Genomic DNA, 14,610 nt, shown 5'->3' with positions numbered 1-14,610 from the left:
TGCTGGTTCTTAATTTAGCATCGAAAATAATGCGCACTTATTTCATCTAAAATTAAAAATAGTGCGCATTTTTATTTTTTCAGCATCCATTGCCCATTAATACCGCGTACATATTCTCCCGCGGGTGCACGTTCAACCAATTTTTGCCCTGCCATTCTTGCGACATCGTTGGTTTTAAGCCCATTTTTATCTGCAATTTCTGTATATCGGTTTTTTCTTTCAGTATTGATATGTTCAACCAATTGCTTTGCATCTGCACTACTTTGGTCAATTACCGCCAAATATCCCGATAAGGTTTCCCCTACCAGACCGTGAGTTTTACCTTCTTCCACCGTCAGAGCAAATGCAGAAAATATGCTTAATGTGGAACATAACGTGACGACTTTAAACCAGTTCATCATTTTGCAGGTACCTCACCGAATAGATCGCTGTTTTCTTTCAATAACTCTTCGACTTGTCGGTCAGCTTTAATTTGGATTTCATGTTCAATCTTAACATTCATATTGATGTTAATTGGCTTATCTGGCGTAGCGACTTCTACGCGTAAACATGCCGTTAATAGCGATGCCATTGCCATCATCATGATCAATTTTAATGTTTTCACGTTAGTCCTTTTCTCTTCTATATATTCTTTTCAAGCCATTCTTCTAAGCCAGTGCCAAAACGTAAGCTACGCCATAACTGAAAAATATTCTCTTCATGGTGATAATTTAAGTGAACTTCACGTTTCTTGGCTTCTTTGGTGTTATATCCTTCAAGAATAGTCGACATGGTGAGTAATCCCAAGTTGGTAACATTCACATCCGTACGACTGCGTTGAATTTCAAGATATTGTAGCCACCCAATTGCCGATCCCGCTGAAATATTATCTTTGGCGATAGACTCCACAAAATTGGTATCTAAGCGTAATGTCAAAGGCCCGCTATTTTCCATCCATCCCCCTTTAATAATCCAATCAGGGTTATTCAGGTAAAATGGCAACTCGCCATTTACTCGACCAGAAACAGCAAATTGTGAGACTTTTAGTTTTGTGAATAACTCGCTAAGTTCCACTTGGTGGACACTTATCGTCGCGGGTTTATTTTGTGGCCAACGAAGTAAATCGAGATTAATTTCACCACCTAACATTTTAAATCCAACATTACTCAGTTGGATCGGATGCGTTTCCGTTGGAGGATATGTTCCCGATAAATCCGCTTTGATATCGGTGAATTCGAATAAGTTCGAGACATGTTTTATTCGTAATTCAACGGGCGATTTTTCACCTAATGTCCACGTACTATTATGTAATTTCCACGGTAAGACAAAATCCAAACCATTAAGCTCACCATCCTTCATCCATAAGCTCGTATTTTGCACTCGCCAATGCCCACCAGCAATAAAACCATTTTCTGGAGTCATGGAAAAAGCGGCTTGAGAAAATAGTTTACCCTCCCGTAATTCAATATTTAGGTCTTTCGGAATTAATGTTTGAAATGCTTTCACTGACTGCTCTGGCCAACGTGCTTCACCACGCAGACGTTCACCGTCCCAGCGTCCAAATATAACGATAGGTCCTACTTGCCTAGTACTTAAATCCCCTTTTAACTGAAAACTAGCAGGGGATGTACCTTTAAGTTCTGCATTAGCCGTAATTTTAGGCAAATAGCTGCCGGCATCAAATAGCATTCGATTACTGGTTAATTGCAACGCGCCATAAAAATCAGCTTTTGCTGGTTCTCTCTGCCAAACCAACGGCGATGTCAATTTAAGGCGTGGAGCAGACATGGAGAGTAAACCATATTTAATTTGGTCAAATCCCGTATTTAAACTATTGAGCGTTAATTGCGTATCTTGCCAATTACCGTTACCTTTCATATCCCAACGAGCGGCTAAAGCAGGCAACTTAGCATTTCCCCAGTAATTCCAGAACCATTTACCTTTATCAATATTAAACTTATTTGCGCTACCATCGAGATGAATATCAAAGTCACCCCAATATTGTTCTTTTACTTTTAAAATTGCTTGTAAGCGCCCCGAAATTCCGTCGGCATTTAAACGCGTACCCGCCAAAGGTAAGCGTATTTCCCGTAACAGAATTGTCGGTGAAACCTGCCCATAGGCTCTCATTAATGAGCCGGGCATAAATGCAACGGTGGGTGAAACCAACTGACCTGCAATTTTTGCTGGCAAATTGATATCCAGCACCATGTCATCGTATTTCACTTGACCGTTGAGTCTAAAATCAATATTTGCATCGAGGAGATTGATACGGCTAGGTTCAAGGGTAAGAACTAAGTTAGCTTTTCCTTTTTTTGCATCAGTCAACATATTCAAACGTCCTGAAACCACAAACTCACTCAGGGCTTGATTCCAGTTATCAATTTGAAATGCAATTCCACCATGAAGTGGAACTTGTGCATCATCCCAGCGCCATTGACCATCCGTTACGATCACTTGTGATGATGAAACCTGCCATGGAAGATGGAATAATTCTTGTTGCTGCTCAAGATCCGTCACAGTCAGCAATCCTTGGTCGCGCTGCCAATGCAATTTTGTATTTAAGCGTTTATTTAACTCAATAAGCTTAAATTGCGCTTCGATATCTCCCGTTTCGGGCAGTTGAGCCGTCGTCAGAGGTAAAGCCAATTGCGCGGTTAATTCAATATGTTGAGGCTCTTCTTGTGGCTTACGTTGATCCAGTGTTTGCAACTCTTCTAACGCTAATGTGCTCTGAGGTAATGTTGCCGAAAATTGCTGCACAATCAGTTGATTTTGTGAATTAACAAAAGAAGAAACCCGTACATTTTCCCCCTGATAATCCAACATAAGTGGAGAATCAGCGGTACTGCGTAACCATAAACTCCCTTGATATTGTTCCCAAGAATGCAGTGTGATTTTATCAATGACGAGTGAAAATTGAGGGAGTGCATCCAGTATCTCGGTGATATTGATAGGAGAACTTGGTGACTCCTCACTCGTTTTGATGCTATCCAAACATTCCGCATTAACATCAAGCCCATCAATTTTGGCTCTAATCGGGAAAAAAGAGATTCTGGCATCCGTTACTGTGACAAGAGAACAATTATTTGCACTTAATCCCACACTAGGGAATCTAATTTGATGATTAACAAGTTGTGGCTCAGAAAGTGACAGCGTCACTGGCGGCGGTAAAAAATGACTCGCAACAATGGGCGCCCAACGGGTTAATGTTGACCATAATATGATTAGGAGCACAACACTCACCCCTAATAAGAAAAACAGTATTTTTATTGCCCGTTTCATGAATATTCTCTGAGCATCATCTTCATGAAGCAGCGATAAATATCATTGATGATATGGATGAAAATAAAGCGAAAGGATGCATTGGAACGAGCAGTTCAACGACTTGCATTGCGATGTAGGTCATTTCCATAATAACTATCTCCATTCAGATAAATATATTCTAATCTTTTAAAGCAGAAATGAACAACTTAACCCTATGTGTTCACTCCGTTACTTCATTATTTTCAGTCAGTTCTTAGTGAATATGTGATGCTGTATAGTTGGCAATTTCACGAAAACATGATGGTGTATCATGTGCAAATTTCACTTTCTCGGCAAATATCGGATTAGCTGCAAAAAACTCATCCAATCGCTGATCAAAGTGTTTAGCAAAACGCAGCAGTTCTAACGTATTCATCAAGGTTTCTTTTGGTCGCATGCCCTTTAATTGCGATATTAAAAAGCGTTTAATGATCCGAAAAGCGCAAACTCGGTAAGGAATGTTGAGCCGAATGATTAATGAGCAATCGACAAAAAAAGGCGCTAAACGCTTGTCATAAGAGCCTTCCATTATCCACCTTTCTTTAGATTTTATCTCCGAAATCAGTGAGTTCATGGTTTCCGGCGTATTTTTAACGTACTCCATTTGGGTTTTATTCCAATAAATGTCATCGTAGCCATATGCAGGGAGATTAAATTCTTCCGATAACTTTTGAGCGAGCGTTGTTTTCCCTGCTCCTGATATACCAATAATGCAAATTTTCACGCTGCTCCTTAACGTTCTTTGTTCTTTAAAACCAATCTATTCTGTAAAAGAAGAAAAATAAAACTTAACAATGGCATTATTTTAACACTAAAAATGGCCGTCTTTGTTAAAGATAGTGAGCAAACGAAAATCAAACGTAAACAGTAAGATATTTTCTTAATTTAGAGGTGATTTACATCACTAATTGTCTTATTCTGAACGCATATTTTTGTAGGTTTGTTTATTTTACCTACACTTTGTCATTTATTGGTTCCTATAAATTATGGAGTTCCTCTGATGAAAATTGTTTCCTATAGCACCAAACAGTATGATCGCAAACATATGGAACAGGTCAACCAACAATCAGAGTTTAATTTTAATATTGAATACTTTGATTTTCCATTAACGGTTCAGACAGCTAAAAATGCCGTCGGTGCTGACGCAGTTTGCATTTTCGTTAATGATGAAGCAAACCGTGCTGTGCTGGAAGAGCTCGCGGCTCTCGATGTGCATATTCTCGCGTTACGCTGCGCTGGCTTTAATAATGTTGATTTAGATGCAGCCCATGAGTTGGGAATTCAAGTCGTTCGCGTTCCTGCTTATTCTCCTGAAGCTGTTGCAGAACATGCTGTTGGCATGATGCTATGCTTGAATCGCCGTATTCATCGCGCGTATCAACGTACTCGAGATGCTAACTTTTCTCTCGAAGGCCTAACTGGCTTTAACATGCATAACCGCACTGCGGGCATTATTGGTACAGGTAAAATTGGTCAAGCCACGTTACGAATTTTAAAAGGGTTTGGAATGCGCCTACTGGCTCATGACCCATACCCAAGCCAAGCCGTCCTTGATCTGGGTGCCGAATATGTCGATTTAGACACCTTGTATCGAGAATCCGATGTTATCTCTCTGCACTGTCCTTTAACACCGGAAAACCACCATTTGCTGGATGAAAACGCGTTTAATCGCATGAAATCAGGCGTAATGATCATCAATACCAGCCGTGGAGCTTTAGTCGATTCGGCTGCCGCGATTAATGCGCTCAAATCCCAAAAAATTGGCGCATTAGGTATGGATGTGTATGAGAATGAAAGAGATCTATTCTTTGAAGATAAATCTAATGATGTAATTCAAGATGATATCTTCCGCCGATTATCTTCTTGTCATAACGTATTATTTACCGGCCATCAGGCGTTTTTAACCGAAGAAGCCTTAACAAGTATCAGCTTAACAACACTGAGTAATATTCAACAAATCAGTCGTGGCGAAAATTGCCCGAACGTAGTGAAGCCTTAGCAGGATCTCGCATCATGAAAAGATTGATCCCTCTAACGCTCTTTGGGTTGTTACTTGCAGCTTGCCAAACCCATCAGGTAAAGGCAGGTAGTAGTCAGCAATCCCTTGAGCAGCAGCTGATGCATCATAATTTTGTCTTAACTGAAGTGGATGGTCAGCGCATTGCCAAAAAACAGACCGCACCGTCCATTTCATTCGGTGAAAAAATGTTTGTCTCTGCCTCTATGTGTAATGACTTTAACGGAATGGGTGCAATTAATAATGCAACACTAAAAGTTAAAACATTAAGTAAAACAGAATTAGAGTGCGTAGATGAAGATCTTTCACGATGGGATACCTTAATTAACCGTATGCTGACAAATGGTGCAACAGTAACATTAACCAAAGATCATTTAACGTTGACACAAGGCCATTATAAACTTGTTTATATCTTGAGTGATTATATGCAGTAATTCTGCTTTTATTGCAAAATAAAAAACCGCCATTCTTAATTTGGCGGTTTTTTTATCTTCCTATATTAGTATTGCTTAAATATTATTTGGCTTGGCTGAATAACAAATTAATTCCTGTCGCTTTTGATGTGCGGTCCATATAGTCATGAATTGTGGTGCTAAAACCTATTTCTTTCACAATACTTAAGCTACGCAACACAGGGAAGATAATAAAATCATTAATATCTACAAGTGCTTTGTTACGCTTTTCTAGCCATACATCTAATAGATCCATATGCGGCTCTAACTCAATCAACAGCGTGTGCGTTTCTTTACGCAGTACAGATAAATCATCTCCATGAAACTTGCTAACACGCTGGATATACGCGGTTTTAGCCGCTTCCGTCGCTATTTCAGGAAACTCAGATTCAGTAAAACGTGGTGTCACTAATTTAGATACCGTCGACGAAACTGCTTTATACCAACTATCAATTTCAGGGCTAATTTCCCCTGCGGCTAAACGAGGCTCACTTAATTGGTCAATATAGCGCACAATATCTAAACTCTCAGGTAAATAGCTACCATCTTCTTTCTCTAGAATAGGTACCATTTTACGCCCTATCATACGTGTTGGGGTTTCGATATCGTTATCCAACAAAATCACTTCTTCTACCGCAACTTTTTTTAAGCCAAAAATCATTCTGGCGCGAACACAAAATGGACAATGATCATAGATATACAGTTTCATATTACCCTCACACACTCAGTGATAAAGCGAATTAAGTTAACTTAAGTATACTTGATATTTATACTTAGTGTAGTGCTAAAGAAATTTCTTTTTTATTATTTAATATAATAAATCTAGTTATATTTAATTATAAAAACAAAAATAAATAAAATTAATTGAAATTTAATTCACAAAAAAAGTAACACATTGCATTTTAAATTCCTGATTTTATATTTTAATTTAGAATTAAAATGAATAAATTATAGGATAACAAAAATGAAAACCATCCAAAATCAACCCCAACGTTTCATAATGAAACGATTCAACTAATCTAATTAACATATTAAACAATTAACTAACAAATAAGATAAATGTTGATTTTATTAAACAGACAGGTTTAACCGCGTAATTCTAGCGGGATATTCTTATTGTTATTTTAATTCGGAATATTCAAAATGGCACTACAGAAACAAACGTCGAATTTTTGAATGTGATTATCACAAAATGAAAGACCATCATTGAAAGTTAAATACTTTAATTTGACGTTAATTTTAATTATTAGCTTTTAAACCAGCTTGTAATTTAATATAATATATAGTGAAAACGACTGATAATAACCTTAATAATAAGTTGAGTATGTCATATGGACATTCATAGTGTCATTGGTCTTAGAATAAAAAACCGGAGAAAAGAGCTAGGCTTGTCAGGTGCAAATCTAGCAAATAAGTTACATTTAAGTCAGCAGCAAATATCGCGGTATGAAAATGGTGTTAACAAGATCCCAATTGACCATCTGCTTGATATTGCTGAAATTTTAATGTGTCCTATTGAATGGTTCTTTAACGGTTATAAAAGTGAAATTAATAATAACGATGACCATTCATTCGACATTCCGAATAGAGAATTACAATACGCAGCAGAAAGTGTAATTATTCCATCTAAACATCACGCATAATAATCTTTTTTCGATTATCTAAAAATACCCAGTTAACGCTAATGTAGACCATTAATCTTCATCGATTAAAATTAGCTTTCTGGGTATTTTTTTATTTCTTTTAAAAAATTAAAGCTGCATATTATATATATAATAAAACATCCGACCTCACACCACTGACCAGCATTAATTTAAAAACAAAAAAATCGCATATGTTTTATTAAAAATATGCGATTTCCTATTGAAGTTGAATATGATTTTTAATCGTAAGTGACATTGAAAACTAAGTGTGACCGAACATCACCTGCCGAAATGGCTCTCTCATAAGGAAAATATCGAGCGGTTAAAGGAAAAATCAATAAGTCATCCTGATTATTCACTACCGTACCGACTTTATAACTACGAGTAAAACTTAATGGTGCTTTACTACTTCTTTCTATTACTTGAATACCAACACCCTTTGCACCATTAGTTCCAGCTTCTTCATTTCTTAGTACGCCATTAACATCACTCGCCGACGCATTTCCACGAAAATCAATATTAAATGTAGTTAATCCTGAAGAGGTAATTCCACCGTTACACTCCATGGTAATATCAAAATCAATATCTCCTACAGGCGCTTGATAAGCGGTCAATTGATTACGCTTTATCGGCGCGAGTGTCACATTCTGTTCTCGTCCACCATTGATTAAGCAAGATGGCGATACAATCGTGATCGCATTTCCTTGTAGATACGTTCGAATTAATGGATCCGTATTATGTTTATAACCATATTCGGTGTACTGCCCATTGGCAATTGTGCCAGAACCTGTTTTTCTTGCGGTTTTTATCAACGTTAATGTGAACGTTGAGTTTTCAAGGTATACGCTTACGCCATTTCGTCCGCCATAAATCGTATGAGTACCGGGATAGAGAATATTGACTTGGTTTCCACCTCGTTCAAATTTCATACCTATTCCTGGAATACTGGATTGATAAACGCCATCACCTAAATGACGCAGACCCCCCATCACCACTTCAGCTTGAAGCGTATTCGTTCCATAACATGTTAAATACGATTGATAGCCATTAGTACGCATAGGCCATTGTTTTCTCATAATAACCCCTCCAACAGGAAGGTTTGGATCAACAACAACATTGCCTAAGGTCATATTGAGATCTATGGGTCTTACATTCTTGCGATAACAAACATCTGCATACCCGAAAGCTAATGCATACTGAGTAGTAAGGAGAACACCAGCACCAATTAGCCAGCGCCATTTTTTGATCATTGACATAGACTCTCCTGACTATTTTCCGTCGTTAATGGGAACGAACACTCTCCGCCTTCCCACTTCACTGTCGCAAGTTTAGATTCATTATTACTGATAAAGACTGTCCCACCTTGCCCTACAACACCAATGTAATTCCCTTGAGGATCCAACACATTGGCACCGAATGGCAGCGCTTTACTGTTCGGTCGAACGACGCTATACACTGCGTTTTTCTCAACTTTCGTATCAAAAACAACTTTTACAACGCTACCTTCATACGGTACAACTTGCGCTGTGGTACTGTTAAACACGATATCTTCAGGGCTACCTTTCGGGTCAATGTCGACATTATTAATACGATAAGGGCGAACATAAGGCGCTAACGCATACCCATGGCTATCAATTTTGGTGTTCTGTGACCCCATGACAGAAGCTCCTTCGGCCCCCTTCGCTTCTATTAATGCAATCGTTGAAGAGGTATTCGGCGAGAATGTGACTCCACCCTCATGCACCACCATTGATCCATTAGCAGAAGCACCATATTGACGATAACCATTACCTTGGCTGTAGTTAGCATTCGTATTCACAACCGAAGTTTGATATCCCGTATTCAGTGCAAAATTACTATTACCATGTTCTTCAAACGACGTATTTAAACCATAAGTCCAATTATTATCTGTATCAATTGACCCATTAACTCCCACTTGTGAAGAACCAAATTTATCATTATTAAAGATGGTGTTTGAGGTAATGGCAGCGTAATTGCGATCCCCGAAATAGAGAGGGAAGTTCACATTTAAACTCACACGGTCATCTTGCGTTCTTTGCGTATTATCTGAATAGACTCGCATAAATGAGATGCCATACGAAAAACGTTCAAATTGGTTGTTGTAATTTAATTGGTACTGTTTTTCGATACCGCTACGGTTCCAATAACTTGAAATACGTCCAGTGAAATAGAAACTACCTAAGTCGTACGGTAAATTTTGGTTAATTGTGTAGCTAAAACCGTTTTTCTCACGCCCTAATGAACTATCTATTCCTTTCTTATCCGCATCAATCGTGTAAATCGCATTAGAAAGACTGTAATAATCTTCTGTTGAATAACGGTATGCCGCTAATACAAGGTTTGTGTCAGTATCAGAAAATAACTTATTAAAAGTAAACCGATAACTCTGCCCCATATCCGTTTTTTGATTGAATACCGTTCTTGATTGGGTAACATCGACGGCAACCGCACCAATAACCGTATTCACACCCGCACCTAGCAAATAAGCCTGATAGTCATCAAATGCCGTGATTCCACCATACAGTGTGAACGTGTTATTTAAACCGTGCTGCAAAGTACCTTGCATAATGAACGGTTGGTTACTGATGCCTTTAGCATCTGATTTACCACCTGACAGTTGATAACGGGTATAACCGGGACGTAGTAACTGTGCCATAGACGTGTAAGGCACACTAAAAGAAGATTCACTTCCATCTGCCTCTTTGATAGTCACAACAAGGTCATTACCATAACCAGATGGGTACACATCATTGAGGTTAAATGGCCCAGGGGAAACCGAGGTTTGATAAATAACGACGTCATTTTGTTTGACGGTAACAAGGGCATTACTTTGTGCAACACCTCGAATTTCAGGTATAAAAGAACTCATGCTATCAGGATACATTGTATCGTCAGTGGCAATTTTAGCCCCTAATAAACTGATACTGTCGAACATATCCCCGTCAGTATAAAACTGACCTGCGGTTGCTTTAGATTTCAATCCAACAATAGGACGTTGTAAATAGGTTTGGTTACTATGCCAATTAGCACCCTCTTTACGTTGCCAATTTAAATTTCCAATATGCTTTAATAACCAACCGTCATAGCTTAATCCTGCATTTAATCCGAGATAAGCACTCGCATTATTGTTACCGTTTGAGCGACTATCATAATAGTTACTCATATACCCCAGATTCAACGCAGGGACTCCAGTTTCCCAAAATTGTTCAGAGACATAGCCACGAGATGATTTCTGCTCATAAATTTGAGGAACAGAAATATCAACTCGTAATGTTGATGAGTGAAATGTGTCACTAACATCAGGATCACTATTCCACTGAGTTAAAAAGAGACACTCTTTGCTATCGGGTTTCGCCGTCGGGGCAAACTTTTCGACATTAATACCCAAGTCAGATAACAGGGCTGGGGTATAGCAGGTTCCTAACTGTCCATTTTCTTTTGCGACGAAATCAAGGTCGTATCGCCCTTTCCAACTCCCATTGGTATATACATCAACGGAATATTTTCCTGGGCCAATCCCTGTTGTATTAAATCTGTCAAAATCAACGTTTTCTTGGCTACCTATAATGAAACCGCTGTTAAATTCATACGTGGTATCTTCTTCACTCCAAGCATAAAACGACGGTAAAGCACAGACTGTGACTAAACCTGTCACTGAGAGTAAGTTTGTATATTTATTTTTTAACTCTCTCTGCTTCATTCTAAATCCTATTTAACGGTAGTTTTTACCGCTACATCTGAGCCGTAATCGTTGATATTGTTAATAATAATTTTAGTTCCTGACGTCAGTGCTCGCTTGAGTATCACTGTCGACTGGCTTTTAGGCTCTAAAAAAATTGTTTCATTATTCAATCCGTTAGAACCATCAGTAGAAATTTTTGTAATAGTAATAAAGTATGGCGACGGGTTGCCGATATTAAGTTTGCTGCCATCTGCTTTAACAACGAGTTGCTCAGGAGCAAGCTCTCGGCTACCTAGGCCTGATGGGCGATAGAAAAATTTAAAACGAGAACGGATAGCCAATTGCAGCACATTTTGATTTTCTTCTGCTTTATTTTTGACCATTGGTGGAATGTCTAACAAATTCAGCCACCATAAGGATTCTCTGTCTTGTGGTAAGGCGGATTTATCCATCAGCTTAATGCGGATAGTTTGTCCACCTTTTGCTTCAATTCGGGAAATCGGTGGCGTGAGTTGAAATGGCGTTTTAATCGTATCAGGTGTTTCAGATGCATCACCTGTATCAAGCCATGCCTGGGCCATAGCCGGGCGGTCAGCCGTATTATTTAATTGGATAGTGATTTCTTTCTCATCGCTAGGATAAACAAAACGAGTACCGTTAACGATGATGTTATTTGCAAATGCTGTCATACTCGACAGTAAGCAAAGGCTAAATAGAATGGCTTTCATGTAGGCCTCAAAGCAAAAAGCGGCAGTTAGCCCACCGCTTACTAACTCATGCTTTTATCGAAAATGTCGATAAAAACTGACTGAAAAATTAGTTATAAGTAATTTCGTAAGTCGCGTAGCTTTGGATTTCACCCGCGCTTACAGTGTCAGGAGTTGCTGTTGAGTAACCAACATAGTAAGTGAAACGGGTATTGCTACCGTTTTTCTCACCAACTGCTTTTGGTTGGCTTGCTTGACCTGGGAAAATTTTAGTGGTTTTTTCGCCGTCAGTAGACAGTGCTAATTGGATGTTTTTAGCGCCATTAACAACAGTGTTAGCTAAGCTACCGTTAGTATTAGCAGCTAAGTTACCACCAGTCCAACGCACGCCTAAGGCTGCAGTATCAGTAACAGGTTTGCCGCTTTGTGCACAATCACTGATTTCGATAGCGAAAGTTTTTGGTTTTAGAATAGTATTAGCGCCACCGTTTTTAACTTCTTGTAAAGAAACAGGTGCTAAATACACAGTTGCATCGCTGCCTTGACCATCAACAGAAACGTTACAAGAAACATCCATAACTTTACCGTTAAAGTTAACTTGGCCACCGCCAACTGAAGTTGCTGCATTTGCTGTTGTGAAACCAAGAACTGTTGCTGCGATAGCAGTCAGTAAAACTTTTTTCATTTTCAATTCCTAAGATGAGTTTTTTATTTATTGCTTATACAAATTATTAAGAGGTCTTTTATTCAGTCTTGGGTAACAGCAAAAACAGAGCTCGACCGTATTAAAATACAGCCAGAAGTCAGCATATTTAAAGCTTCTAACAGATCCCTGTAATGCACAAATCAAAAGTAGCTCAGTGCATTCTGTTTTTGACCAACAACTTGTATGACCATCTAATTCGAAGCAAAGAATACATAAAAACTTATGTGTCATTAAATCGTTTTTACCTTAGCTTATTAACATTTTGATAGGCATAGACTATTGCAAATGATCTATTAATCGAAATGGTCAATATATTAATTACACTTAATAAGTCATATTTAGAGGCCGAATAAGCATATTCAAAAATAAATATTTAAATTTATAAAATTTAATTTCGATTTTATAAGATATAAAAGATTTTTGTGAATATTTTAAATTTGAGATATAAGTTAAATTTTGTATTTTTATTTACATTTAGACACTTTTTCTAGTCTTTTGATTACAAAATAGAGTCACGCTATACGTGTTAAAAATACGTAATTGATAAATTTTTCTTATTAAAATAACCCATGTTCATATTGAAACATTTGCCAATAAATAAAATTAAATATCGAATTATTATTCCAACCCACAAATTAACTCTCATTGAGAGTAAAAGAATTATCTATAACTTTATTGCGCATTAGGGCAAAGTAAAAAGTTATATAACAACAATTTTTTAGTGACTACCACTATCGTAGAGGGAATAGAAAAAACACAGTAAAGAAGCAGGGAGAATATTTATGATAAAAAATCATAAATACCGCAAGATAATGCTCCTGTCATATAATAAGACTTTGACAATTTAATCTTATTAAGAGTATCAGGGTGTGAGGCTATGTAAGCGGAAATAATCATTTCTGATCTAACAATACTAAATAAGTGGTACTTTTTAACCAAAAACTTGATCTGTATCAAAATTTGGCGAATTTGCGTAATTCATTGATATATAAGGTTATTTGCCAATAATAACAGTTCGACCAAATTTATAAAAATTGCCTAAAAAATGCATATTAGGAATATTCCTAAAAACGCATTTTGTGAGTTTTTGATTTGTCTTATGTCTTCATTTCGAACAAAAAAGCATTTAAAGCTAAGTGCTAATCGATTTTAACACTACCTATTCTACCCATCTTTTCAGTGAACTAACGTGACAATAACGTTAATAATAGTTCTATTTAGATAACATTGACTCATTAAATTAGCTCTTGAATGACAATATGATATTTGAGTGAAATAAGACAGAAAAAGTATATTATTTCAATATGCTATGAAATATCACTTAAAATCACCATGTGTGTGAATTAGGCTGACTGAATATTATTTAAATATCACTCTACTTTTTATTAAAGAATATTTAACATTTGAACATTACTAAATATAAACCGAGTTTGTTCTCATTTATAAGTAATCTATTTCAATAGGTTCCACAAAGTACAAATATCTTCTTTGTAATAAAAAATCTTGACAGGTGATTAATAGTGATTTTTTTTTGTTCGATTTGTCATTTTTAATCGAATTGATGGCGTTGGATCTAATGAGGGCGTAAGGATAAAAAACCCGCTCAGTGTAAATGAAGCGGGTTTTTAGAAGAGTCGATTAGTGATGCATTATCTGTCGTTTGGTCGGTTCATAATATGATCTTCCCACTCTACCACATCAATTTCTCGTACTGCGATATGGCGAACTGAAATACCTTCATTATGCATTGCAGCTTTTGAACCAGTTTTCAATGGATGCCATGCAGGAAGCGGCTTTCCTTCCATTAACAAACGGTATGCACAGGTACTTGGTAACCAAGCGAATGTTTCCAGATTATCCCGAGTCAGTTTTATGCAATCCGCTTCATATTTGAAACGATCTGCATAATGTCTGCACTGACAGGTTTTAATATTTAACTGGTTGCAAGCCACATTAGTGAAATAGATCTCATCGGTGTCTTCATCCATTAATTTATGCAAGCAGCATTGCCCACATCCATCACAGAGAGATTCCCACTCTTCATCGGTCATTTCATCTAAGGTTTTAACCTGCCAGAAAAACTGAGACATAATACTG

General features: G+C 37.5%; 13 protein-coding genes. 3 read left to right on the top strand and 10 right to left on the bottom strand.

Annotated features, from left to right (window positions below):
• Positions 1-71: 71 nt before the first annotated feature.
• The 4 genes from ACIH2S_RS09145 to ACIH2S_RS09130 all read right to left on the bottom strand — a co-directional run bounded on the left by ACIH2S_RS09145 (position 72) and on the right by ACIH2S_RS09130 (position 4,009).
• Positions 72-401 (bottom strand): YdbL family protein, encoded by a 330-nt coding sequence (locus ACIH2S_RS09145; protein WP_036948161.1) that lies wholly within the window; start codon positions 399-401, stop codon positions 72-74.
• Positions 398-583 carry a YnbE family lipoprotein gene (locus ACIH2S_RS09140; protein ID WP_036948339.1) on the bottom strand — a complete coding sequence of 62 codons (186 nt, stop codon included), beginning with the start codon at positions 581-583 and terminating at the stop codon, positions 398-400. Before ACIH2S_RS09140 ends, ACIH2S_RS09145 begins: the two co-directional genes overlap by 4 nt.
• A 38-nt stretch (positions 584-621) precedes the next feature.
• Entirely contained in the window at positions 622-3,264 is a 2,643-nt protein-coding gene (locus tag ACIH2S_RS09135) for a YdbH family protein (protein ID WP_430248518.1), read from the bottom strand.
• 235 nt (positions 3,265-3,499) lie between these two features.
• A complete protein-coding gene (locus tag ACIH2S_RS09130) occupies positions 3,500-4,009 on the bottom strand; it encodes an AAA family ATPase (RefSeq protein WP_230083116.1) in 510 nt (169 codons plus the stop codon).
• A 276-nt stretch (positions 4,010-4,285) separates the two neighbouring features.
• Here ACIH2S_RS09130 and ACIH2S_RS09125 point away from each other — a divergent pair, with 276 nt between their 5' ends.
• On the top strand, positions 4,286-5,284 hold the full coding sequence (locus tag ACIH2S_RS09125; RefSeq protein WP_036948169.1) for a 2-hydroxyacid dehydrogenase: 999 nt from the start codon (positions 4,286-4,288) through the stop codon (positions 5,282-5,284).
• 14 nt (positions 5,285-5,298) lie between these two features.
• Positions 5,299-5,736, top strand: coding sequence for an META domain-containing protein (locus tag ACIH2S_RS09120; RefSeq protein WP_108478170.1), 438 nt, complete (start codon positions 5,299-5,301; stop codon positions 5,734-5,736).
• Between the two features lie 82 nt (positions 5,737-5,818).
• Here the strand turns inward: ACIH2S_RS09120 and grxB are convergent, their stop codons facing one another.
• Positions 5,819-6,463: a glutaredoxin 2 gene (gene grxB, locus ACIH2S_RS09115; RefSeq protein WP_036948175.1), complete on the bottom strand. Its 645-nt coding sequence runs from the start codon at positions 6,461-6,463 to the stop codon at positions 5,819-5,821.
• A gap of 622 nt (positions 6,464-7,085) precedes the next feature.
• Between grxB and ACIH2S_RS09110 the strand changes: the two genes are divergently transcribed.
• A complete protein-coding gene (locus ACIH2S_RS09110) occupies positions 7,086-7,397 on the top strand; it encodes a helix-turn-helix domain-containing protein (protein WP_132495890.1) in 312 nt (103 codons plus the stop codon).
• 239 nt (positions 7,398-7,636) lie between these two features.
• On the opposite strand, the gene ACIH2S_RS09105 is transcribed toward ACIH2S_RS09110, so the two are convergent.
• The 5 genes from ACIH2S_RS09105 to ACIH2S_RS09085 all read right to left on the bottom strand — a co-directional run bounded on the left by ACIH2S_RS09105 (position 7,637) and on the right by ACIH2S_RS09085 (position 14,606).
• Positions 7,637-8,653 carry a fimbrial protein gene (locus ACIH2S_RS09105; RefSeq protein WP_196712347.1) on the bottom strand — a complete coding sequence of 339 codons (1,017 nt, stop codon included), beginning with the start codon at positions 8,651-8,653 and terminating at the stop codon, positions 7,637-7,639.
• Complete coding sequence (locus ACIH2S_RS09100) at positions 8,644-11,118, bottom strand: fimbria/pilus outer membrane usher protein (protein ID WP_349487804.1); 2,475 nt, start codon at positions 11,116-11,118, stop codon at positions 8,644-8,646. The genes ACIH2S_RS09105 and ACIH2S_RS09100 overlap by 10 nt, the downstream gene beginning before the upstream one ends.
• Before the next feature lie 8 nt (positions 11,119-11,126).
• Positions 11,127-11,828 carry a fimbrial biogenesis chaperone gene (locus ACIH2S_RS09095; protein WP_108478174.1) on the bottom strand — a complete coding sequence of 234 codons (702 nt, stop codon included), beginning with the start codon at positions 11,826-11,828 and terminating at the stop codon, positions 11,127-11,129.
• 88 nt (positions 11,829-11,916) lie between these two features.
• Complete coding sequence (locus ACIH2S_RS09090; protein ID WP_036948189.1) at positions 11,917-12,492, bottom strand: fimbrial protein; 576 nt, start codon at positions 12,490-12,492, stop codon at positions 11,917-11,919.
• Between the two features lie 1,670 nt (positions 12,493-14,162).
• On the bottom strand, positions 14,163-14,606 hold the full coding sequence (locus ACIH2S_RS09085; RefSeq protein WP_196231028.1) for a YcgN family cysteine cluster protein: 444 nt from the start codon (positions 14,604-14,606) through the stop codon (positions 14,163-14,165).
• Positions 14,607-14,610: the final 4 nt, after the last annotated feature.

This window comes from Providencia lanzhouensis, assembly GCF_050469745.1.
In the GTDB taxonomy this organism is placed as follows: Bacteria; Pseudomonadota; Gammaproteobacteria; order Enterobacterales; family Enterobacteriaceae; genus Providencia; species Providencia lanzhouensis.
This window is presented reverse-complemented; position numbering and strand designations above follow the sequence as displayed.

Bases quoted from the DNA above. Each gene is read 5' to 3' on its own strand.
- grxB (WP_036948175.1), bottom strand. From the start codon at position 6,463: ATGAAACTGTATATCTATGATCATTGTCCATTTTGTGTTCGCGCCAGA.
- ACIH2S_RS09125 (WP_036948169.1), top strand. From the start codon at position 4,286: ATGAAAATTGTTTCCTATAGCACCAAACAGTATGATCGCAAACATATG.
- ACIH2S_RS09140 (WP_036948339.1), bottom strand. From the start codon at position 583: ATGATGATGGCAATGGCATCGCTATTAACGGCATGTTTACGCGTAGAA.
- ACIH2S_RS09120 (WP_108478170.1), top strand. From the start codon at position 5,299: ATGAAAAGATTGATCCCTCTAACGCTCTTTGGGTTGTTACTTGCAGCT.
- ACIH2S_RS09090 (WP_036948189.1), bottom strand. From the start codon at position 12,492: ATGAAAAAAGTTTTACTGACTGCTATCGCAGCAACAGTTCTTGGTTTC.
- ACIH2S_RS09100 (WP_349487804.1), bottom strand. From the start codon at position 11,118: ATGAAGCAGAGAGAGTTAAAAAATAAATATACAAACTTACTCTCAGTG.
- ACIH2S_RS09145 (WP_036948161.1), bottom strand. From the start codon at position 401: ATGATGAACTGGTTTAAAGTCGTCACGTTATGTTCCACATTAAGCATA.
- ACIH2S_RS09105 (WP_196712347.1), bottom strand. From the start codon at position 8,653: ATGTCAATGATCAAAAAATGGCGCTGGCTAATTGGTGCTGGTGTTCTC.
- ACIH2S_RS09135 (WP_430248518.1), bottom strand. From the start codon at position 3,264: ATGAAACGGGCAATAAAAATACTGTTTTTCTTATTAGGGGTGAGTGTT.
- ACIH2S_RS09095 (WP_108478174.1), bottom strand. From the start codon at position 11,828: ATGAAAGCCATTCTATTTAGCCTTTGCTTACTGTCGAGTATGACAGCA.
- ACIH2S_RS09110 (WP_132495890.1), top strand. From the start codon at position 7,086: ATGGACATTCATAGTGTCATTGGTCTTAGAATAAAAAACCGGAGAAAA.